The following is a 22,365-nucleotide window of genomic DNA, read 5'->3' on the forward strand; positions in this document are numbered from 1 at the left end:
GTTGGTGTTTTTCGGTAGAAATTCATTCTCTGGATTTTTTTGGATTAGAAATTGCCTGTAAAACAAAAAAGAGATGCCCTTTCTTGGACATCTCATTTCTTTTATTATTTCATAGACTTAAACTCAAGCTTTGTATAATCAGCAGGATCAGCCATGCGAGTGTTGTAATCCTCCTCGGATACATTTTCCCACTCCTCATCTGAATAACCAATAAACCAAGGCTGTTTTTCATTCTCGTAACCATCATATTTTGTAGCCCACTGGAGCATCATTTCTGTTGTGTTTGGCTCCAAGCTGTAAACCGACTGAACGCTCTCAAGAGCCCCGCCTGAGGCTTCGTTTACTACAAAGGTGTGATATACATAGTAGCAATCTCTGGCGCTGCCTGAAACCACGTGAGCAGGCTGGCCATTTACCATGGTGTAGATATCATAAATAGCACCGCTGATTTCACTATCACTCATATCGCCCACAACAAGCTCATCGATCCCATTTAAATCAATATCAACATAATCATATCCAACCTTATCTAATCCGCTGTTTTTCACAATAGAAAAGATTTCTGGGCTCATGTCATTTTCTTCATACTTGCTAGCATCCCAATCTTCTTTGGCTGCAGTCTTATATTTATCAAGGATGTCACCGTATAAATCTTCACCCTTGCAACCTGCCTGATATGTGAAGGTACCGCCATCAACACCAGTTATATTCTTCACGATATTCTCAATGACATTGTAGAATTTATCATAGCCCTCTGGAGCCTCAGCCTCGTTTTCGATATCCCACTGTGCCTCTGATGGATAGCCAAGAGAAACCGCATATCCTTTACCGTCAGCAGTGGTAACTTCACCAATCTTTCTGGACATTCCACCGATTTCTGCGTTTGGAAGCTCAATGGTTCTAACGTAGAAAAGCAAGCCTCTGTCGATGGATTCCTTCAACTCCTTGTAATAGAAAGTAACCTGATCATCCTGAATTTCTGCAATATATTGATCAGCAAATTCATCAGGGATGTTTACTGTAAAGATTTTATTGGAAACATTTTTTCCTTCTGACTGTGTTGTTGCGCCAGATTTCTGTGTTATTGTTTCAGTTGCAGTTTCTGGATTTGTAAGATCCTCAAACTTATTTCCGCAGGCTGTCATAGCAAGCATTGAACAAATCAAAGCTAATACCAATGTCTTTTTCATTTCTCTCCTCCAAAATATGTGTGTTATTTTTCTTTACATGGACATAATAACGCCCTACGTGTCACAAAAGTATCACACTACATAAAGTTCAGCATTTCATCTATCCAGCCTTCAGCTGAGGTACCCTCTCCCGTGGCACAGCCATGACCACCAGTTGGATATGTGCCAAGCTTTGCTTCCACACCTGCTGCCTTAAGTGATTCGTATATACGTTTTGCGTTGCTAGGTGGAACCAGGTCATCATCGTCACAAGCCCACACAAAGGTCTTTGGATATTCTGCTGTGACATGTAAATCAATGGACAGCTTGTCTCTCAAGCTATCATGTCCACCGGTGAGGTTTACAAAGCTGTCGTTATGGTGTTCTGAAATACAATTGATTACAGGATAGCTGAGACAAACCTTGTCGGCTTTTGCTGAGAATGAGTGAAAGGTGTCGAAAATTGCTTTGTGGTTTGTTTTCAGGTCGTCTAACAGAGTTGTGTCTATCTCATTAGAATAGCAAGTTTCTGACGCCACAAGATGACCACCTGCTGAGTAACCTATCACAAGAAGGTCATCTACACAGCTATGCTGCTTTCCTAAAAATCTCATTGTCTTGATGGCAAGTGCCAAATCCTTCTGTGGCTCTGGATAACGATTTGGTGCAACTCTATAGTTCAGGATAGCTACGGCATACCCAGCCTTTTTTAGGGCGCTAGCAGTTTGTGTTCCCTCTCCGCCTATAGCCACATTGCAATATGCTCCTCCTGGTACGATAAGTGCCATTTTGTTTCCAGCCTTAAAAGTGTCAGCATATTTGATGAGGCATACTGTATCCTTTGTGCCATCAGCAATCGGAAAATAATCCTTTGGCGTTTCCTCACTCCAAAGCTTCACAAATTCATATGATGGTGACTCAGCAAATTCATGAATCAGATTTGCCGACTCGACCAAACCCTCTGACAAATATGGAATTCCCCAAGGCATGGTAAGCTTGTCGGTAAGTTCTTTCACTGGTACATCTTTTAATTCATCTGGTATAATAGCTACAAATTCCTCAGGAAATAAAAAACTAAGATGTTTTTTTACAAACTCATCTGCTAAAATTTCGGTCAAACTATTCTCTAGTGTAAACATAATATCCCCCTTGATATCTTCATTGGAAATCATTCTAGCAGATATCAAAAGGGGGACGTATGGATAAATTGACTTATATGGGTGTATTTTATTATCTATTGTGCCATAAACAAATAAATGCTATGATTTATCCAATTATTTCCATAATAAGGAGAATTGAAATTATGAAAGCATATTTTGCCGGTGGATGTTTTTGGTGCGTCACACCAATATATAAGATTTACGGAGTTGACGAAGTTGTTTGTGGCTACTCCGGTGGCAACGAAGTCAATCCTACATATGAGGATGTAAAGTCTCAAAAGACAGGACACAGAGAAACTATTGAATTGGAGTATGATCCTAAAAATGTTTCTTATGATAAACTGCTTGATATCTATCTTGCAAATGTAGATCCTTTTGATAGTGAGGGGCAATTCATAGATAAAGGATTCTCTTATACTCTTGCAATCTATTATCAAAATGAAGAAGAACTTACTTTGGCTCAAGAAAAAATAAAGGACCTAGAACAGTCTTCAGGAAAGAAAGCTCAGATTGCACTTGAGCCATTTAAATCATTTTACAAAGCTGAGGAAGAACACCAGGATTACTATTTGAAGAATCCTGAAGCTTTTGAAAAAGAAATGAAAGAAAGTGGAAGGGCCAAATAAGCCCTTCCACAATTTAATTTATTATATAAATACTATTAGGTGCCTACGAAAAGTAGCGTCGTAATTATTTACTTCCCATATTCCAGTTATTAATCAGCTCAACCAGCTGCTCTCCTGCATCAGGAATATCCTCGCAATAGATGCTTGCCCCTGGCACAACTTCTGCATTAGGACATAGCTCCTCAATCTCAGATATCGTATTTCCGTATCCGCTGCTTCCCTGAGTGATGATTAGATATATTGTCTTTCCATCAAAATCATTGTCCTCCAGGAAGGTAGCCACTGGCATCGGAATCGACCCCCACCATAGTGGATAGATAAGGATGATTGAATCGTATTCGGTAACATCTATTGGCTCCACCTCAGGTCTAGCCTGCTTTTTAAGCTCATCGCCAGCCACAACTATTGTGTCACTATAGGATGATGGATACTTTTCGCCTGTAAGAGTGATTGCCTTGGATTCAAAGCCAGTAATATCACAAACCATCTTAGCCAAAAGCTGATTGTTTCCCATCATTTCTCCATCTGACATAAGAAGGGATGCACCAGAAACAGCATCCACATCTGGCTCAAAATTAGTATTTCCAATTCTCGTGAAATAAACTACCAGCGTATTATTTCCCTGCCATTCTACAGTTTCTTCCGGTTGTTTATCTGCATATGAAATCTCCACACTTCTCTTCTGACGATTTATAAATGGAACCCCAAAAATTCCAATTGAAAAAGCTGCTATGCTGGCAATAACGATTCCAACAATGGCAAGTTTCTTTTTCTTAGCATGCCAATATCCATGCATTCCTCCATGGATTACAGAAAGTGTAAGTACAGCTGTGGCAAGATAGCGGTGCAAATCTGCGCTACCCATAAAGTGGAACCAAGTGAACAAGAATCTGGATACACCCATGCTGCTAAGCATGAGAATAATAATTGTTATCACCAGAAGAATAGTAATGACATCAAAAAATCTGCGAGATGCAGGCTTGTTCTTTTTCAAGATTGTCTTGGCCCACCAATTCTTCATGCTAAGATGAATAATAAGACATAGGAAAAATCCTATTCCAAGTAGCTCGTGTATGTTGTTGCCAATGAAAACATACAGCATCTGCACTAACAGAATTACATACATTATAATGTCTACAATCACGCCGATTTTCTTTTTCATATACTCCTCCAACTTATGGTGTCTTCTTCTCCGAACAGTGAAAACAATACATGCACCAATGGCTACTCCAAGCGTGTTTAAAATCAAATCATCAACATCGGTATGTCTTCCAAGACAAAATAGTTGACTCACTTCAATAAACAAAGTAAATCCTAACCCTGCCAAAATAGTCCTTTTAATAGTATCAAGCTGCTTAAAACAAATTGGCCATACAATGCCAACAGGTATAAACATTGCTATATTTCCGATAACATTCAACCTCCAACCATCATAGCGATCTACTAAGAAATATAAAGGTGTGATACTAATCATATCGTGGATATCTTCTCCAAATCCTATCTTTAGTGTAGGTATTTTTCCATTCTTAAGATGGAATCCAAAATATACAAGTCTAACAATAACTGCAATGCACACATAAACTAATAGTAGTCGAATTTCTCTCTTAATTGAAAAACCTTTCATTTTAATCGCGGCTACTATACGTGTAATAATCCATATTAACGTTATAAATATAATCAGCTGTAAGTACGTTATCTCAAACATAGTTCTACTTATCCTTTAAAAAATATTCTTCTCACGAAAGATTACTGATACGTGTGTAACCTTGTTGTCTGGATCAGGGTATTCCTTTTCAAAATGCATACCTATTGATTCTGCAGTTTTATAGGAACCAATATTTGTATATTTGCAATATGAATAGAGTGCTGGATAATCCGTGTTAGTAAATGCCCAGTCTCGTACAGCACTTGCCGCTTCCTTGGCATAACCTTTGCGCTGCAAATCTGCACGTATGTGATAACCAATCTCTGGGAGCATTTCTCCCTCAATATTCTGAAGTGTCAGCCCGCAGTCACCAATCATCTCGCCGGTATCTTTTAAGCATACCGCCCACAAGCCAAAACCATTATCGCGGTAACGGTTCATATTTCTTTCAATCCAATCTCTAACTCTCTTCTCATCAAAATCATATGGATAATGCTGCATGATATCTTTGTCAGCAAGTACTTTGTACAATGCATCAAAATCATCCATATTCATTTCCCGAAGAAACAACCTATCTGTTTCTAATATCATTCTTTGTTCCATTTTCATTTTATATTCACTAAGTAGCATTCTCATTTCTCCAATCCAAATGCTTTTTCTGCTAATGTAACAGTCTGTTCAATGGTCCTGTCTTCATCTCTATAAATCACATTAAAACCAGACTGTTCAAATTCATCATAATCCTCCTGTGAGCAAATTAATTTTAGACCCTGTAGGTAGTTTTCCATCGCCTTTTCAGAATCTGGTTCCTCCATAATCAACTGATATAAAAACTGTTTCTCTGGGTCTGGTCGATCAAAAAATCTGCGCAATGGTATTTCAGGATCAGCAAGCATAACAAGTGTATGATTCAAAGGCGCAATCTTTCTTAAAGTTTCATTGCTAATATTCGTATCTACGAATACTTTTTTCCCTTTCTCACTTATCTCTGGTAGCATTCTAAGCTCCAATATTTCGCATTCTTTTCTCACTCCATCAGACCAATCTTTATATTCCTGTGGTGTTCTTCTGATAAAGTCGTGCCAATCTTCAAGATCCCGTGTATATGTCAGACAAGGGAATTCTTTTGCATCAAGTTCTCCTTCATAATTGTCATGATAGTTTTCTTCGCATGCAATCCCATTGTATTTTTTAGCTAATTCCTTAACCATAGTAGATTTGCCTGCGTATGAAGTCCCTGTAATAAAGTATACATTTTCAAAAAACATATATTTCCTCTCCTGAGGTGTATAGATTACTTCTATTCATTTCATGCATGCAAATTTATTATTGCCTCTAATACTCCTCATCAAATATCTTATAAACTAATCGTCCCAAAAATCCATGTTCTCTTTTTTTATAGCTTGCAAACGCAGTATTACACTCATCACAATAGTAACCTTCGGCTTTTAAAGAAAGAGATACTGGTTTCTCCTCATCAATCGATTTATGTTTATAATTTTTAGGATACCAAATAACGTTAAGAGCTCGCACTGACTCAACAACTCCCGGTCTCATCTCTTTTCCACAATTAGGACAATTCATAATTATTCTTCCTCTCTATTCTTTTTTGTTGATGTCTAACAAAGAACTTTGAAATATCAAACTCCTACAAATCCCTATTCTTACTGTTCTTTTCCCCTATTTATTTTTTTCTTATGGGTGTTCTTGTTGTATTCACTGATATTGTAATTCTTTTTTATTTTTCGCATGCCATCGAAAACAACATGTTCCACTTTCTTTTTTCCCATTAAACTCCTCTTAGCAGCATCTATAGCCTGCTTACAAACCTAATTCAGATTTTGTATTCCTTTTCCAACTTATGATGTCTTAAAACCATAAATGGAAGAGGGAAAATAACTCCTCCCATCATAAATATCATCTCTAATATTTCAAATGGCATAACATATGCTAACCAAAAACCAAGCTCAATACATATTCCATATATGACCCAAATCATGCCATGTTTCCTGTTCCACTGTATTACATCAGATATTTCTTCTTTTTTTGGCGGATCTATGACATTATAAAATCCAACGGGGTTATCTTTTTTCCTCAACTGAAAAACACCAATAATAATCATGATTCCCGCCACAATCGATATAATAATTAAAGCTATAAACATTCCTGCGTTCACTTAATTCACCTCTTTATAATTTCCTTTCCTGGGGTGTATAGATTATCTCTATTCATTTCATGTCTCCAAATTTATTATTTCTTTGGCTTTATTCAATATAGGAAGTTCCCTGTTTGCTATAAGTCTTCCAAGCCTTGTATCCCTACGCTTCCCATATTCTGCAACAGCTTCTTCGTAGGTAAGTTTCAGTGTTGAAAGATGAAAGCTCTCTATCTCATCCTTTGTCATATGTTTATCCCCAAAAGATTTTACCTTACACAGAAAGTAATTGTTCACATTGTGTCTGTGAATCAAATTGTAATAGTCACTTACAACTCCTATCTTGCAGACAATCTCTACATCTGCCCCAAGCTCCTCTTTAAGTTCTCTCTTTATGGCAGAATTCAAATCTTCATCAGCTTCAACTCCGCCACCTGATGTCTCAATCAAGGTCGCTCTTCCAAAATCATCATTACGTTCTACTCGCACAAAATAAAAATACCCCGTATCATCATACACAATAGCCCTGGCTATCCTTCTATCATTATCAGTATATTCCAGTGGCCATTCTGTATCTTGAAGTTCTAACTGTATTTCGTTAATCATTATATATAACCTCTCCATGTATACTATGCATGTGTTACCATTTGCATCATGTATTCTTCGTTGACACTATCTTCGAAAAATTTCCCCTTTACAAAGAAAGTAGTATCCTCCTCGTGAAGTTCGCTTTTTTCAAAGCCACTGACATTTTTTGGTGTAAAACAAAGAACTACTTTTTTAACTTTAGAGCCAAAAGCTGCGATAACATCATCTATAGCTCCATCTCCTATAATGGTATGAAGAATTAATGTATCATCTTCAATTTCTGCAATAGCATAGCTGTCACAATCTGAAATGTAAAATAGATTCTCATTCATAAACTGAGACAGATAAAACATGTATAATCCAGTATTACCTACCATATACAGCTTCGCATTCTGACTTGTTTTATCTAGAATCTCAACAATTCTGTCAAAATCATTGTTATCCTTCAGCGGAACCTGCTCAGCCTTGCAATCACTAGATATTGTCACATCTTTTGTATACTGATATTCCATTGCTTCCTTAAAGCCAAATTTAGGATAAAACTCCAAAACAGAATCATTTGCAAAGAGATATATTCCGTCAACATTTCCTTCGTAGTCTTTCATAATCTCTTCCATCAGCATTCTGGCATATCCTTTTCCTCTGTGGTCTGCATCTGTCATAATTGTACCAAGCTGGATTAGTTTTACTGTCTTACCCTTATAATTCATATTGCAGGCATTGACTGAAACATTCGACACAACCTCACCATCTATTACAACAGAATAAGGTATGTAGTTATCCTTCCAAAAACCATTTTGATACCAATTTTCAAAGTTAAGACCAAATGTCTTTTCCGCCAGTCTATTGAATGAGGCTCTAAGCCTCTCATCATTTCTATAATTTTTTTCTATATAAAAACTCATATTACTTCTCCTTTTTTGTAGTTGGAACCATTTTGGGAGTAATTAGTTCTTTTAGGTGAATGGAACCCATTTGGGAGTAATTGGATTTTTTGGTAAATGGAATCTTTTTGGGAGTAATTGAATCCTTTTTTTGGTAAATGGAGCCCTTTTACGGAATTATTCCATTCATCATCCATTTTTTCCGTAGTCGTAATTGGTAGATTGGGCAATCTCCGACATTTTATTACTCAATAGAAGTATTTTAGAGTATTTATGTCCTCGATTATAACAGAAAAACCCGCTCAGTAGGGCATTTAATCTCTAAAATTCTCTTAAGACTACGGAACAAATAAACATATTCTTTATCTGTTCCGTAATCAACATCAATCTAAGAATTTAGTCTACGGAACAAGTCGCTATATCACTCTATTTTTCCGTAATATCGAGCTCCATACCACGCATCCCATGCATCCCACGTAATTCTTAGAATGTTAGAATAAATAAAAAACAATAATCCCCTACCACATATTCTTTTTAATTAATACTTAAAGGCAGTAACCCCCTCATCAACATTTTCTTATGACTTCTTGTGTGCTACTTAAGGAAAAAGCCCACAAGAACTCTGCTTTGCAGAGCAAAATTTTCTTTCAGAAAATATTGGTCCTTCTCCGGTTCTTGATTTTCTGATGAAAATCAAAAAACTATAATTATTTAGCAGCTACACTCGCCTCATTATCAATAACTTCACCATATACAGTTATCTGAGGTTGCTCCTGCTCAACCTCAGCACCCGCTACAGTAAGATTATTAAGCCAGCGTTCCTTCTTTAGCCAGAAATGGAAAATGGTAATCTTTACAATATCAAGTAGCTTTACGCTTAGATACATTTCAACTGGACCAATATCCGTAAACTTAGCAAGAGCAAAAAGCATAGGGAGCATAACAACTATTGTAAGGCTGGCGTCAGCGTAGGCGCCCATCTTTGTATCACCACCTGCTCTAGCAACAGCCTGCTGGGCATTAATAAGTACCCATGGTGGCATAAAGAATGACATCATAATAACCATGCTTCGAGAAATTGCTATTGCGTTTGAACTTAGCTTACCAAAGACGATAGGTATAATAGCTGTTGTGCCAAAGCCAACAAAAGTCATAGCTATTCCAAAGATAATAGAACCTGATAATAGCCAGGTCTTTTGCTTGCGAGCTTCTTCCAGGTTTCCTTCACCAAGGGTTCTACCAATAATAACGCTTGTAGCTGAGTAGATTCCTCCGAAGGCGATAAAGAAAAGATTTGCAATTGCAAAGCTTGATGCCATACCTGAAACAACATCAGCACCACCACGTCCATTGTAAATAGCAGTTGTAACTGTCTCCGAAAATACCCAAGTCATCTCACAGAAAAGCATTAATGCACCCTTCTTAAGAATCTCTTTAAAGAGTGCCACATCAATTCTGTATTTACTGCTAAAGTAAACTGCAAAGTCAGGGTTCTTTCGCACGTAAACAACAGCAAAGATTACAAACTCAACTGTTCTAGCTATAACTGTCGCGTAGGCTGCCCCCCTTACTCCAAGAGCAGGGAAGCCAAAATGTCCGTAGATAAGCAAGTAGTTAAAGGTTGTGTTGATAAGAGTTGCCACCACAGTTACATAAAGTGGAATTCTTACCTCTCCCATATCTCTTAATGAACTTGCAATACAAACTGAACAGGTAAAAGGGATTCCGATTAATGCCATGATACGAACGTAACTTACAGCTTCATTCAAAATCAAATTAGCCTCAGTATTTCCAATCAACATTAGTGAAAGTACTGGCCTTGGAAATACAACGCATACAAGCAAATATGGAACAAATGCCATAAGTCCAATTAACAGCTTAAACATAAATGCCTGCTGCATTCCTTTTTTATCCTGTGCACCGTAAAACTGTGTAAGGAATATTCCACCGGCCATGCAAATAGTGTTAGTGAAAACCATAAACACAAACATAACCTGTCCAGCTACATTTACCCCAGACATGGAAATATCTCCCAAGCCTGAAACCATAAAGTTATCTATCAGCGAAACCATACTCTGAATTAACTGCTGAAGCATAATTGGCACTGCAATAGCTAGCGCCTTCATGTAAAATTTTCCATTACCTAATATTTTATTTTTCTGTCTCATTTTTTCTAACTCCATAACATTTAAAACCTAATTAAACTCCTATACCTTGCCACCAATAATGATAGATTTCATCCAGGTCGACTAAAACATTATCTCCTTTGTAGCCAGCTTTTCTCTAAATCGCACATCATGTTCCACCAAAAGCATTGTTGGCTGATACTCCTCAATCAGCTTTTCTATCTGCATTCGTGAGAACACATCGATGTAATTTAAAGGCTCATCCCAAATGTATAAATGGGCTGATGTAAGCAGACTCCCAGCTATAAGCACCTTCTTCTTTTGCCCCTCAGAATAGTCCTCTATATTCTTTTCAAACTGAACTCTACTCATATCTAACTGGCTCAGTATGGAAAGAAACAGGCTATAATCCAAGCCATGCATTAGCGCATAATCCTTCAAGCTCCCTTTAAGCCAGGAAGTATCTTGATTGATATATGAGATGACCAGATTAGGCGCCATATTAAGGGTTCCTTCTATCGAAAGATTCGATATATCCCCCTGTCCACCAGCAGCCAAAATCGCCTTTATTAACGTTGATTTGCCACTGCCATTCTCACCACTTAGAAATACTCTCTCTCCTCGGAGCAAATCAAAGGACAAATCCTTAACCACAGGCTCAGCTCCATCGCAGTATCTCAGCGTCAAATCCTTGCAATCGACCAACACCTTCTTGTAATGTTCCATGGACATCACCTTCAAATCGATTGGTTCCTCTATATCCTGAAGCAATCCTTCTTTCTCGGCTATCTCACGGTCCATTCGCTTTTCGTAGGATTTTACCCTGGACTGCATTTTCTTGGTTTTGCCGCCAATGTAGGACCTTGAGGATATGCTTCTATCAGTCTCTTTAATGGGGTCGAATCCTATTTTTGTTGACTCGCTTTTGTCTGCCCATCTAGAAGACCTGTCTGCCGCAGCCTTCAATTTACCAATTTCCTTTAAATGCTTTTCATTTTCATGCTTAGAAAACGCGTCGGCCCGTGATTTATTTTCCCACCAGCTGGAAAAGTTTCCTGCCTGAACCTCTATGGTGGCTCTGTTCAAAACCAGCACATGATCAATGCAGGCATCCAACAAATCTCTGTCATGGGATACCAAGATAAATCCCTTTTTTGATGCCAGGTAATTCTTGATGATTTCTCTGGCCTCCATATCAAGATGATTTGTTGGCTCATCAATCAACAGAAAATCATTTTCCCCAGAAAACAAAACCGCCAGCATGACCTTTGTTCGTTCACCAAAGCTCAAAGTCTTAAAGGGTCTATAAAGTAACTCTGCATCTATAGAAAGCTTTGGCAATTCACACATGACTCTCCAGCTTTCCACAGATGGCTTCCATTTTTCCATCAGCTCATCTGCTGTCTTTTCCAAATCCGAACAGCTTACCTTATATGGAAAATAATCAAAAACAACATTTGTTGAAATACTGCCTTCGTAGTCATATCTTCCTAGAAGTAGATTTAAAAAAGTAGTTTTTCCTTTACCGTTTCTACCTATAAAGCCTAACTTCCAATTGGTATCTATAGAAAAGGAAACATTTTCAAAAATATAATCAAAGCTTCCTTCATATGCAAAGGTTAAATTCGTAACGTTTATTTGTGCCATAAAAACCTCCAAAAAAAATCATCAGCCCCATCAAGGGGAAGACTAAAAAAAGAGCCTGTCTTTGCATACGCAAAAACAGACTCGCTAAATAATCCTATATATTCACCTACTGGCGTGGATAAGGACAACTAAAGCGATAATCTAATTTAAGCGTACACAAATTAGCCTGTTTATCAGGCTCAATAAACCAAAGTTTGTTTTCTAAACTCCAGCTGAACAAGTGCATTTCTTTCAAGCACCCGTAACATAATATGTGATTACTTAAATTAAACTATCTAATTCTCATTTCCTCACCTTCGCACAAACGTGTAATTTCTTTATTTTGGTTCAGTATAAATCTTATAGGTTTAAAATGCAACAGATTTTTTTAACTCTTAACATATCTTTTCTTTAGAAAATCAAAAACCTATGACTTCCAGTTTTTCTGATGAATAGCAAAAATAATACTCAATTGTCCACAAATTTTGTAGCCTGTCACGAAAAGCAGGATTTTGGCAAGAACTACAACACTCTTCTACCCCTTTCCATGCTATAATTCATAACGTTCGCGATTATTTAGCACCAGGAGGTAGAATGATGTTCAAATACTTAGAAACCTTGGAACAGGAAAAACATGTTAATGCATTTCGATTCTTAGATGGAGAGAATTCGTACAACATAACATTTGAAACATACATACGCGATATAAAAGAATGTGCAACAAGACTTGAGAATCTCATGGGCCCATTAGAGGGCAAGCACATTGCTCTTATCGGCGGAAACAGCTATGAATATGTAATTATTGCAATTGCTCTCATGTTCAGCCGTGCTGTTTTTATTCCACTTAACTTCCATGAGTTAGAGGAAAATCTTAAGTTCGCAGTAAAGAATTCAGATGCTGAATATCTTATTGCTGACGATCTTGAAAAATTTAGTTTCTTATCAGAGGTAAAGACCTACAGCTTCGATATCGCTCTCAAGGGTGATGTTGAGCCAAAGGATCTTAAGGACTTCACTAAAGAAGAGGCTAACAACCTTATGATGATTGTTTACACCTCAGGCACAACTAGCCTTTCAAAGGGTGTAATGCTTTCTGTTGGAAACATTTTTGGCGGTGAAAAGATTGCACTTCCAAAGGGATACTCAAACGGTTTTGAGCCATATCCAGGAATGCCAATCTATACAAATTTCCCATTCTATCATATCGGAGGTCTCCTTGCTCTTATCACATGGTCTGAGCACGCTTGTACCTTCTATCAGAGCGTTCATCCGGAGAACATCCTCGATGATCTTGTTGATGAAGAAATCGATTACGCTTGCGTACTTCCTGGCACCTTAAAGCTTTGGCTTAAGGCTATCAGAAGAGGTCATATGGAGCGACTTGGCAAGGTCAAGATTCTTTGTACAGCCGGTGCCCCTGTAAGTGTTGAAGATGTTAAGGAAATCACTTCAAAGGGTATTGCCTTTGGACAGTACTACGGTATGACCGAAACAGGTGGAAATGCCACCTTCAACTTCGATATGGAACATCACATGGCTTCTGTAGGTCGTCCATATGATGATGCTGAGATTAAGATTATCGACGGCGAAATCGGTATCAACTATTGGGGCAACATGATGGGCTACTACAAGAACGAAGAAGCAACTGCTGAAATCTTACGAGATGGTATGATTTTCACAGGTGATCTTGGTTACCTTGATGAGGATGGATATCTTTACATCACAGGTCGTAAGAAGAATCTTATCATCCTTTCCAGTGGTGAAAATATTTGCCCTGAAGAGCTTGAGAAGTATATGTATGCTAACGAAAAAGTAAAAGAATGTATAGCCTACGGAAAAAATGACAGAATCCACGTTTCCGTTTTCAGTGAAAATGATGCTCAAGAAGAAATTAAGTCCTACGTAAAAGAACTAAACAAAAAGCTTCCTCTTTACAAAAGGATTTATGGCGTAGAATTCAGAGAGACAGAGTTCGAAAAAACAGGAACTGGAAAAATCAAAAGAACAGCTATAGCAATCTAATAAAATAGGTTTTACCTTTTGTAGAAGAATAAACGCAAAAAAACCACCTCATAAGAGGTGGTTTTTATAATGCGGATGACAGGACTTGAACCTGCACGTCGGGGACACTAGAACCTAAATCTAGCGCGTCTGCCAATTCCGCCACATCCGCAAAAACAAGGACAAACTGGCATTGATAATTGCCTTCGGCAAGGCCAGTTTTTGAGCATATTATTTTCCTTCACTCTGCTAGGAAAATAATATGCCAATGTCGGCTCATCGACTCGTCTAGTGTATCACATTATCGATGAGTAATGCAAGGAATTATTCTTCTATTTTAGCAATTCCATATACCGTGCAAATTGATTCTCTGGTATTTTCAAAATACTCATTGCTTCCTCTGCAGAAATCCCAAAACTTTCCATCACACTTCTTATATTACATGGACGTTCATTATCTGCCCCTTTCTGAAGCCCCAGCTGAAGTCCCTGCTGTTTACCGCGCTCTTCACCAATACTTTCTCTATAATCCCCGTAAGCCTGTTTGAGTTCCTCATCTGCGTAAATAACATTTGCAATCAAGTCCACCTTACCCTCTTCTCCTAAGAATTCATCCTTGAAGGATAGCACTGATGGCTTGTGTCCTTGTGGTCCTGCATAAATTACATATAACTCAGCTTTTGGAATTTTGATTTTAGCTTCCGAATAAAGTCTAGCCTTTAATTCTGACCTTGCATATATATAGTTTTGATATGTCTTGCCAAGATACATCAGCAGACGAATAAGGATATTTTCACTCCAGGTACTTTGGGCTTCTACCAAGATAACCAATCTGTCATTTACAGTGAACCCTAAGTCATTATAAATATCATTGGTTAACACATTCTCAATGCTAATCAAATCAAGATCTTCTACAGCTGCTTTGCTATCCTCTGGATGCAGCGCTTGATACAGCTGCAAAAGATACTCCTTACTGTCATCACCAAACATATGGGTAAACAAACTATCCTTAACATTTCTCTTTACAATATCCATTTAATCTTCCTTTCAAATTTATAGATTCTTGTAGGGGATTTCCTTATTTCCCCTGCAAAAAGTCATGAATTCAATTAATAACCTGATTTCTGTGTTTCTATTTGTTGACTATTAAACCGTCAAGAGAATTACCTCCTTTCATTTGAATGCACGAAAAAAAGACAGTTCAAAAACTGCCTAATCATAGTCAACAAAAGCCCAGAGACATCTCTGCCTCTGGGCTCATAAATCATTTAAACCGTTTTCTATTTCAATATCGCATTTGCGATATCATGTCTCATATACTTGTTCTCGAAGTCAATCCACTCTGTTGCTTCATAAGCCTTTGCTCTTGCTTCAACCAAATCTTTGCCGAGAGCTGTGATGCCAAGGACACGACCACCGTTTGTGACAATCTCACCCTTATCATTGAAGGCTGTGCCAGCGTGGAAGCAATAGTAATCCTTGTTGTTGAACTTGTCAAAGCCTGTGATAGGGAATCCCTTCTTGTAAGAAACAGGATATCCATCTGATGCAAGGACTACGCATACACATGCTTCATCAGAGAATTTCAAATCTACCTTGTCAAGAGTTCCGTCGATGCAGGCATTGAATACGTCGATGATATCATTCTCAAGACGAGGAAGAACTACCTGAGCCTCTGGGTCGCCGAAACGAGCGTTATACTCAAGTACCTTTGGACCATCCTCTGTAAGCATAAGACCAAAGAAGATAACACCCTTGAACTCTCTGCCCTCTGCCTTCATAGCATCAACAGTAGCCTGGAAGATATTCTTCTGGCAGAACTCCTCAATCTCCTTTGTGAAGAATGGAGATGGTGAGAAGTTACCCATACCACCTGTGTTAAGACCTGTGTCACCATCGCCAGCACGCTTGTGATCCTGGGCAGATGACATAATCTTTACAGTGTTTCCATCTACAAAAGAAAGAACAGAAACCTCGCGGCCTGTCATAAACTCTTCGATAACCATAGTGTTACCAGCATCACCAAACTTCTTGTCTGTCATGATTTCAGCAACACCAGCTACTGCCTGCTCGTGGTTCTCGCAAATAAGAACGCCCTTTCCAAGAGCAAGACCATCAGCCTTGAGAACAATTGGATACTTTGCTGTCTCAAGATACTTGAGGGCTTCCTCTGGATCTGTGAAGTTCTCATAACCTGCTGTTGGAATGTTGTACTTCTTCATTAAGTCCTTAGAGAATGCCTTTGAACCTTCAATGATAGCTGCATTCTTTCTAGGACCGAAGCAACGCAAACCAGCTTCCTCAAACTTATCTACAACACCACCTACAAGTGGGTCATCCATACCGATTACAGTAAGGTCAATTTCCTTTTCCTTTGCAAAAGCTACAAGCTTATCAAACTCCATAGCCTTGATATCTACGCACTCTGCAAGCTGTGAAATGCCCGCATTGCCTGGAGCGCAATATATTTTATCTACCTGAGGGCTTCGAGACACTGCCAAAGCAATTGCGTGCTCGCGGCCGCCACTACCTACAATAAGAACCTTCATAAACAAAATCCTCCACTAATCCGCTTGACTTCTCCAAGTACTTCATGCTCCCGCAAGCCATCTCCCATACCTTCGCATGGGAACCCTCCCGCCGGTGTAGGTCCTTCCCATGCTCAGCATGGGGCCTTCTTGCTCGCGCTTACCAACACTATGAAAGTCAAGCTCATCTAATAATCAACATTATTTAGTATTTTACTCAGTTATTATGACACGCCCATCTATAACACGTACGCATCCACGAGCAATCAAATCGATGGCGCGAGGCATGATAATCCACTCGGCTTGTTCCATGACACGACGCTGAAGAACCTCTGGTGTGTCATCCTGCTGAACTTCAACAGCCTTCTGTAGGATGATTGGACCTGTATCGGTACCTTCATCCACAAAGTGACAGGTTGCACCGGTGACTTTTACACCACGCTCAAGCACTCCCTCGTGAACCTTCAAGCCATAATAGCCTGTGCCACAGAAGCTTGGGATGAGCGATGGGTGGATGTTGATGATTTTATATTCGTATTTACGAATCATTTCTGGTGGGATTACAACAAGGAATCCTGCCAAAACAACTAAATCTACATTATACTCATCAAGCTTAGCAACAAAAGCCTTATTGAATTCATCACGGGATGCAAAATCCTTTGGGCTGATGCAAACACCTTCGATACCGGCCTTAGCAGCACGCTCTAGTGCATATGCGTTTTTATTGTTTGAGATTACAACGGCAATCTCTGTATTGTGAATTGTTCCATTATCAATGGCGTCGATAATTGCCTGAAGATTGGTACCTCCGCCTGATACACATACTGCAATTTTCATATTTACCTCTTTAAACCAAGTCTACACCCTTCTCACCGTCGATAATCTTACCAACTACGTATGGTGTATCACCAGCAGAGCGCATTGCTTCCATTGTCTTATCAACATCAGCTGGATCAACAGCAACAATCATTCCAAGACCCATGTTGTAAGTGTTGTACATCATCTGCTCAGATACATTACCCTTTGCAGCCATAAGCTTGAAGATTGCAGGCACCTCATAAGAATCCTTCTCTACGACAGCACGCTTTCCTTCTGGAAGCATACGTGGAATATTCTCGTAGAAGCCACCTCCTGTAATGTGTGAGCATGCCTTAACCTTAACACCTGCATCCTTTACAGCCTTGAGGGCCTTTACGTAAATACGTGTTGGAGCAATAAGTGCCTCACCAAGAGTGCAACCAAGCTCATCATAATATGTATCAAGACTTTCCTTTGTCATTTCGAAAATCTTACGAACAAGAGAGAAACCGTTTGAATGAACACCTGTAGATGCCATACCGATAAGCACGTCACCATCCTTAAGGTTCTCACCAGTGATGATGTCCTTCTTATCTACAATACCTACAGCAAAACCTGCAAGATCATACTCTTCCTCAGGCATAAGACCTGGGTGCTCTGCTGTCTCGCCACCTACAAGGGCGCAGCCTGACTGCTTACATCCCTCAGCAACACCACTTACGATTGTTGCAATCTTCTCAGGGATGTTCTTGCCGCAAGCAATATAATCAAGGAAGAAAAGTGGCTCGCCACCTGCGCAAGCAACATCGTTTACGCACATAGCAACTGCATCAATACCGATTGTGTCATGCTTGTCCATAAGGAAGGCAAGCTTAACCTTTGTGCCGCAGCCATCTGTACCAGATAAAAGTACTGGCTCATCCATGTTCTTGATAGCGCTAAGATCAAATGCGCCTGAGAAACCGCCAAGGCCACCAAGTACCTCTGGTCTCATAGTGCCCTTAACAAATTTCTTCATGAGCTCCACTGACTCATATCCTGCCTCAATATCTACTCCTGAACTCTTGTAATCCATGTTTCTCTCCTTTTTACAATTACTTTTTGTCCGCTAACACATCCAAGTTTTCATGCTCCCGCAGGCCACCTTCCATATCCAACATGGGCCCTCCCGCCAGCGTGGGCCCCACCCATGTTGATATGGAGCCTTCCTGCTCGCGCTCGCCAAGTTTTCTTTGTGTTAGCTCACATAATAAATATAAATAAAAGGAAGCCCTTGTATTACAAGAGTTTCCTTAAATTACGCTTACAAGAAGGCCTTGTAGCCTTCATTCTGAAGTTTTACATCCTTCGCCTCGACGCTGTTTTTCTGCTCTACGATAAAATCGTGGAGTTTGCCTGCTAAGGCAGAGTCATTCATTGCGAGCATCTTAACTGCGAGGATACCTGCATTGGCTCCTCCGTTTATGGCAACTGTAGCTACAGGTACACCTGTAGGCATCTGAACAATTGAATAGAGTGAATCTACTCCACCAAGGTCGCTGGTCTTCATAGGGATACCGATAACTGGTCCCTCGAAAATAGCTGCACACATTCCTGGAAGGTGAGCTGCCTTTCCTGCGCCAGCAATAATAACCTGAACACCTCTATCCTTTGCAGTCTTTGCATAGTCTACAAAGATATCAGGCTCGCGGTGAGCTGAGATTATACGAATCTCGTAATCCACGCCGAACTTCTCTAAGATTTCAACAGCTTTCGCCATTACAGGCATGTCGCTGTCGCTTCCCATAACTACACTAACTTTTGCCATAACACTACCTCCAAATTCTATAAATCCTACGCAGTTACGCTTACAAGCCTATGATTGAAAATTTTGGTATCGCTTTCGCTATACTCACCAAAATTTCCAACATAGAGCTTGTCTGCTACTGCTCACTTTACTTATTCAAAGACCTTATTGAGTTCTTGAGTACCGTCTACGACGAAGCGACCTTCGCGGATGATCGGAAGTTCTTCGCCTGACGCTGTAGTGACGGTGATGTCACCAAGCTCGTAATAAGGAATTGTTATATCTGTGTGGCAGTTAAAATATGCCTTAGAAATATCTGTCTTACGAAGGAGTGAGCATGAGTTATCACGTGCTATGCACTCCTTTCCATCTGGATTGTACATAGGTACATCCTCTGAGTGAGAATAGCAGGTGTCACCCACTGCAAAGTGAGGACCTGTCTTTTCTGCAATAAGGATTGGGAGCTTGTCGGCGATGCCGAACTTCTGTCCCATAACAAATGCTCTAGTGTTAGTTCCAATGGCAAACTCGCCAATTGGAAGTGTTTCATGTTTGAAAAGAACGTTATCGAAGATGTACTTCTTGTTCTCTTCCTCTGTATCGAAATTGCTGCAGTTGTAAGATACGATTTTGCCATCCTCGAACTTCATCTCAAGGTTCTTGTAGCAAAGCTCGTTTAAGTATACCTGTGTAACGTGAAGCACACCGTTTGTGCCTTCAAGCTCAGGTGAGGTGAACACCTCTCCCACAGGAATGTTAACGTCTGCAACGCAGTTCTCAAAGTTTGTCTGCTTTGAAGGATCATCAAGATGATGAAGCTTTACAGTGATGTCTGTATGGTTGTCGCCACGACCTGTAACATGAACTGTCTCGCCCTGGTCAAGCACATCGATAATGTGCTGCTGAATGTTCTTGTAAAGCTCATAATCCATTGTATTAACAGCAACAGTCTCGTTGAAAATCTCATTGAACTTGTCGCCGATTTCAGGGATTGGATATGCAATGATTGTGAAGCTGCGCTCCTCACCCTTAATATACTGATTTGTAATCTGACCATTCTGGCTCATGAAGTAAACATTGAGCTCGTTCTGCTTGTCAGAGTACTGTGCGTTTGCGTCGAAATTCTTTGGCTCAAAAGGAATATCACCAAAGGTCTCGATAACAGCTGGACCACCAAACACAGCTGCCAACTCCTTGTTCTTTTCGAAGGTATTCTTTGTCACCTCAAGAAGTCTGTCTGCAAGGCCCTTGTCCCAAACGTAGGCTCTGTCATCCTTGTGGTCGTACTCGCACTGCTTGTTTGGCACTGACGAATATAGGTTACGAGCAGAGGTGCCACCGAAACGAACTGTGGCAGCAAGACCTGCCTCGTTGAACATTCTGATTGCCTCGCGAGTCATAAGTTCGAAGCCTGCTGGTGTTTCCACACAAACGGATTCTTTAATAGAAATATCCTTGCCACAAACCTCAAAGCCCTTGATGTAGCCTTCCACATAAGTGCGTGCCATAGCTACCACATCCTCATGAGGCATGCTGCGAAGGTGCTCAGCCATCTTAAGCTCGTTATCACTAATGTACATACCATATCTATAAAGGTAGTTATCTTCTGAAAGGTCTGCCTTCATAATGATATTTGTATAGAAATCATATTCTGGATCAACCATTGAAATAAGGTTCTCGCCATTGAAAATCTGGGCATAGTCGTGATAGAAAGAATAAAGTGCAGAAAGAATATCTTCTCTGCGATATTTATCCTCGCTCTCCACCTGACAAACACCATATACCTGCATGAAAAGCTCGCAGTAAATAGTGAAGATATCAAGGCGTCCTGCAAAGGCAGCTCGAACCATATCTGTCACCTTATAAAAGATTGCTGAAAGAGGTCCACCAAGAAGCTCACCAAGCTCTGCCACTGCATATGTAGGGCAAAGGAAGCTATTCTCATAGGTGCCAGCCTTGTAGATTGCAAAAATTCTATCATGATCTGCCTTGCATTCCTCAAGGGAACGGTTTTCAAGCTCACCTGCTACAGCCTTGTCTAAAATTGGCTGAACAGCCAAAATGAACTGTGCCACCTGATTGAAATAGCTCTGAAGCTTTTCTGGCAAATCCTTATCTTCATTTATTGTAGCGATGCGCTCTGTAACAAGCTCGTAGCGCTCTAGCACATCATCATTTTCTATATAAAATGTCTTGCTCATTTTTATCTCCTGTTAGTTAAGAAGTCCAAGTATAAATGGGATAGCCCAAATAATCAAAACAACAATGCTGATTATCAGACATGCTATCCTGTATTTAAGCTCAGTGTTCGTCTTCATCTGGTTAAGGTTGTAAATGAAGGAACAAAGGGCGATAACAAAGCCAAGCATTCCCAAACCACCGATGAATTTTGGAGTCTCTCCTGACATATAAACAGAAACACCAATTACAACACCATATAAAATTAATGAAAGAATCGACACTCCAGCGGCATATACAGCCTCCATAGGCAGCGCCTTAAGCTGATTACCATAGGAGTTTCGTCTGTGAAAATGAGATCTTCTCATTACTGAACTCCATATTCCTTATAATATGCATCAATGCGGGCCTTCATTTCATCATCGATAACGACCTTACCCTGGCACTGACGATTGTAAAGGTGTTCTACCACCTCGTCCATTGAAACAATTGCGTTTGTTGGGAAACCATAAACCTCTGCAACCTCATCAAGGGCTGTCTTGCTTCTGTCTCCAGAAAGTCCAAACTCCTGACGGTTGAGAGAAACCATAAGACCAACGATTGTAACATCACCCTGGGCGCGAACGATAGGAACTGTCTCCTCCATGCTCTTGCCTGATGTGGTAACGTCTTCAATCATAACGACTCTGTCGCCATCCTGAATTTTATATCCAAGGATGCCGCCCTTATCAGCGCCGTGATCCTTTTCCTCTTTACGATTGCTGCAGTATTTAATCTCCTTGCCATAAAGCTTGTAAAAGGCCTCGCAAGTAATAACTGCAAGAGGGATTCCCTTGTAGGCAGGTCCGAAGAGAACATCAAAATCCTCACCGTATGCATCGTGGATAGCCTTTGCATAATACTCGCCTAAGCGCATAAGCTGGCTACCTGTAACATAAGCTCCTGCATTCATAAAAAAAGGAGACTTCCGCCCTGACTTCAGTGTAAAATCACCGAACTTCAGGACATCAGACTCCACCATAAACTCTATAAATTCTGACTTGTAGCTTTCCATAAACGATTCTCCTTCGTTACAACCAGATTGATTTTCAAAACC

The 22,365-nt window shown here is 39.8% G+C and carries 22 protein-coding genes and 1 tRNA gene; 2 read left to right on the top strand and 21 right to left on the bottom strand.

From position 1 onward, the window contains the following. Positions 1 to 104: 104 nt before the first annotated feature. Together BLR54_RS05325 and BLR54_RS05330 are read right to left on the bottom strand one after the other, a co-directional pair. Complete coding sequence (locus BLR54_RS05325) at positions 105 to 1,190, bottom strand: hypothetical protein (protein ID WP_090417757.1); 1,086 nt, start codon at positions 1,188 to 1,190, stop codon at positions 105 to 107. Positions 1,191 to 1,267: 77 nt separating this feature from the next. Next, positions 1,268 to 2,308: an alpha/beta hydrolase gene (locus tag BLR54_RS05330; protein ID WP_176761856.1), complete on the bottom strand. Its 1,041-nt coding sequence runs from the start codon at positions 2,306 to 2,308 to the stop codon at positions 1,268 to 1,270. 164 nt (positions 2,309 to 2,472) lie between these two features. Here BLR54_RS05330 and msrA point away from each other — a divergent pair, with 164 nt between their 5' ends. Beyond that, positions 2,473 to 2,955: a peptide-methionine (S)-S-oxide reductase MsrA gene (gene msrA / locus BLR54_RS05335; RefSeq protein WP_090417760.1), complete on the top strand. Its 483-nt coding sequence runs from the start codon at positions 2,473 to 2,475 to the stop codon at positions 2,953 to 2,955. Between the two features lie 64 nt (positions 2,956 to 3,019). Here the strand turns inward: msrA and BLR54_RS05340 are convergent, their stop codons facing one another. The 10 genes from BLR54_RS05340 to abc-f all read right to left on the bottom strand — a co-directional run bounded on the left by BLR54_RS05340 (position 3,020) and on the right by abc-f (position 12,000). Next, positions 3,020 to 4,579: a flavodoxin gene (locus BLR54_RS05340; RefSeq protein ID WP_242871203.1), complete on the bottom strand. Its 1,560-nt coding sequence runs from the start codon at positions 4,577 to 4,579 to the stop codon at positions 3,020 to 3,022. Between the two features lie 96 nt (positions 4,580 to 4,675). Further along, positions 4,676 to 5,236, bottom strand: coding sequence for a GNAT family N-acetyltransferase (locus BLR54_RS05345; protein ID WP_330388142.1), 561 nt, complete (start codon positions 5,234 to 5,236; stop codon positions 4,676 to 4,678). Further along, positions 5,233 to 5,868, bottom strand: a complete 636-nt coding sequence (locus BLR54_RS05350) for an AAA family ATPase (RefSeq protein ID WP_090417764.1) — start codon at positions 5,866 to 5,868, stop codon at positions 5,233 to 5,235. The genes BLR54_RS05345 and BLR54_RS05350 overlap by 4 nt, the downstream gene beginning before the upstream one ends. A gap of 67 nt (positions 5,869 to 5,935) precedes the next feature. Then, positions 5,936 to 6,184: a PF20097 family protein gene (locus BLR54_RS05355; RefSeq protein WP_090417769.1), complete on the bottom strand. Its 249-nt coding sequence runs from the start codon at positions 6,182 to 6,184 to the stop codon at positions 5,936 to 5,938. An 80-nt stretch (positions 6,185 to 6,264) separates the two neighbouring features. Then, positions 6,265 to 6,390, bottom strand: coding sequence for a hypothetical protein (locus tag BLR54_RS15155; protein ID WP_255396676.1), 126 nt, complete (start codon positions 6,388 to 6,390; stop codon positions 6,265 to 6,267). A 44-nt stretch (positions 6,391 to 6,434) separates the two neighbouring features. Next, the gene (locus BLR54_RS05360; protein ID WP_090417772.1) at positions 6,435 to 6,776 is read right to left on the bottom strand and encodes a hypothetical protein; all 342 of its coding nucleotides are present in this window, start codon (positions 6,774 to 6,776) and stop codon (positions 6,435 to 6,437) included. Between the two features lie 57 nt (positions 6,777 to 6,833). Further along, positions 6,834 to 7,361 carry an NUDIX domain-containing protein gene (locus tag BLR54_RS05365; RefSeq protein ID WP_090417774.1) on the bottom strand — a complete coding sequence of 176 codons (528 nt, stop codon included), beginning with the start codon at positions 7,359 to 7,361 and terminating at the stop codon, positions 6,834 to 6,836. A 23-nt stretch (positions 7,362 to 7,384) separates the two neighbouring features. Further along, positions 7,385 to 8,248, bottom strand: coding sequence for a GNAT family N-acetyltransferase (locus BLR54_RS05370; protein WP_090417777.1), 864 nt, complete (start codon positions 8,246 to 8,248; stop codon positions 7,385 to 7,387). A 686-nt stretch (positions 8,249 to 8,934) separates the two neighbouring features. Then, complete coding sequence (locus BLR54_RS05380; RefSeq protein ID WP_176761857.1) at positions 8,935 to 10,395, bottom strand: MATE family efflux transporter; 1,461 nt, start codon at positions 10,393 to 10,395, stop codon at positions 8,935 to 8,937. Positions 10,396 to 10,476: 81 nt separating this feature from the next. Further along, positions 10,477 to 12,000 carry a ribosomal protection-like ABC-F family protein gene (abc-f, locus tag BLR54_RS05385; RefSeq protein ID WP_090417785.1) on the bottom strand — a complete coding sequence of 508 codons (1,524 nt, stop codon included), beginning with the start codon at positions 11,998 to 12,000 and terminating at the stop codon, positions 10,477 to 10,479. Between the two features lie 573 nt (positions 12,001 to 12,573). Here abc-f and BLR54_RS05390 point away from each other — a divergent pair. After that, positions 12,574 to 14,001, top strand: a complete 1,428-nt coding sequence (locus BLR54_RS05390; protein ID WP_090417788.1) for a class I adenylate-forming enzyme family protein — start codon at positions 12,574 to 12,576, stop codon at positions 13,999 to 14,001. A 70-nt stretch (positions 14,002 to 14,071) separates the two neighbouring features. Here the strand turns inward: BLR54_RS05390 and BLR54_RS05395 are convergent. The 9 genes from BLR54_RS05395 to pyrE form a co-directional block, all read right to left on the bottom strand. After that, a tRNA-Leu gene (locus tag BLR54_RS05395) sits at positions 14,072 to 14,152 on the bottom strand. A gap of 160 nt (positions 14,153 to 14,312) precedes the next feature. Next, positions 14,313 to 15,014, bottom strand: a complete 702-nt coding sequence (locus BLR54_RS05400) for a hypothetical protein (protein WP_090417791.1) — start codon at positions 15,012 to 15,014, stop codon at positions 14,313 to 14,315. A 245-nt stretch (positions 15,015 to 15,259) separates the two neighbouring features. After that, complete coding sequence (purD, locus tag BLR54_RS05405) at positions 15,260 to 16,528, bottom strand: phosphoribosylamine--glycine ligase (protein ID WP_090417794.1); 1,269 nt, start codon at positions 16,526 to 16,528, stop codon at positions 15,260 to 15,262. Between the two features lie 192 nt (positions 16,529 to 16,720). Then, positions 16,721 to 17,344: a phosphoribosylglycinamide formyltransferase gene (purN, locus tag BLR54_RS05410; RefSeq protein WP_090417797.1), complete on the bottom strand. Its 624-nt coding sequence runs from the start codon at positions 17,342 to 17,344 to the stop codon at positions 16,721 to 16,723. 10 nt (positions 17,345 to 17,354) lie between these two features. After that, positions 17,355 to 18,380: a phosphoribosylformylglycinamidine cyclo-ligase gene (gene purM / locus BLR54_RS05415; protein ID WP_090417800.1), complete on the bottom strand. Its 1,026-nt coding sequence runs from the start codon at positions 18,378 to 18,380 to the stop codon at positions 17,355 to 17,357. A 228-nt stretch (positions 18,381 to 18,608) separates the two neighbouring features. Continuing rightward, complete coding sequence (purE, locus tag BLR54_RS05420; RefSeq protein ID WP_090417803.1) at positions 18,609 to 19,112, bottom strand: 5-(carboxyamino)imidazole ribonucleotide mutase; 504 nt, start codon at positions 19,110 to 19,112, stop codon at positions 18,609 to 18,611. A 131-nt stretch (positions 19,113 to 19,243) separates the two neighbouring features. Then, entirely contained in the window at positions 19,244 to 21,292 is a 2,049-nt protein-coding gene (locus BLR54_RS05425; RefSeq protein WP_090417805.1) for an aminopeptidase, read from the bottom strand. Between the two features lie 12 nt (positions 21,293 to 21,304). Continuing rightward, the gene (locus tag BLR54_RS05430; RefSeq protein WP_090417808.1) at positions 21,305 to 21,637 is read right to left on the bottom strand and encodes a hypothetical protein; all 333 of its coding nucleotides are present in this window, start codon (positions 21,635 to 21,637) and stop codon (positions 21,305 to 21,307) included. Then, on the bottom strand, positions 21,637 to 22,323 hold the full coding sequence (gene pyrE / locus BLR54_RS05435) for an orotate phosphoribosyltransferase (RefSeq protein ID WP_090417812.1): 687 nt from the start codon (positions 22,321 to 22,323) through the stop codon (positions 21,637 to 21,639). The genes BLR54_RS05430 and pyrE overlap by 1 nt, the downstream gene beginning before the upstream one ends. Positions 22,324 to 22,365: the final 42 nt, after the last annotated feature.

It is taken from the genome of Pseudobutyrivibrio sp. YE44, from assembly GCF_900104335.1.
In the GTDB taxonomy this organism is placed as follows: domain Bacteria; phylum Bacillota; class Clostridia; order Lachnospirales; family Lachnospiraceae; genus Pseudobutyrivibrio.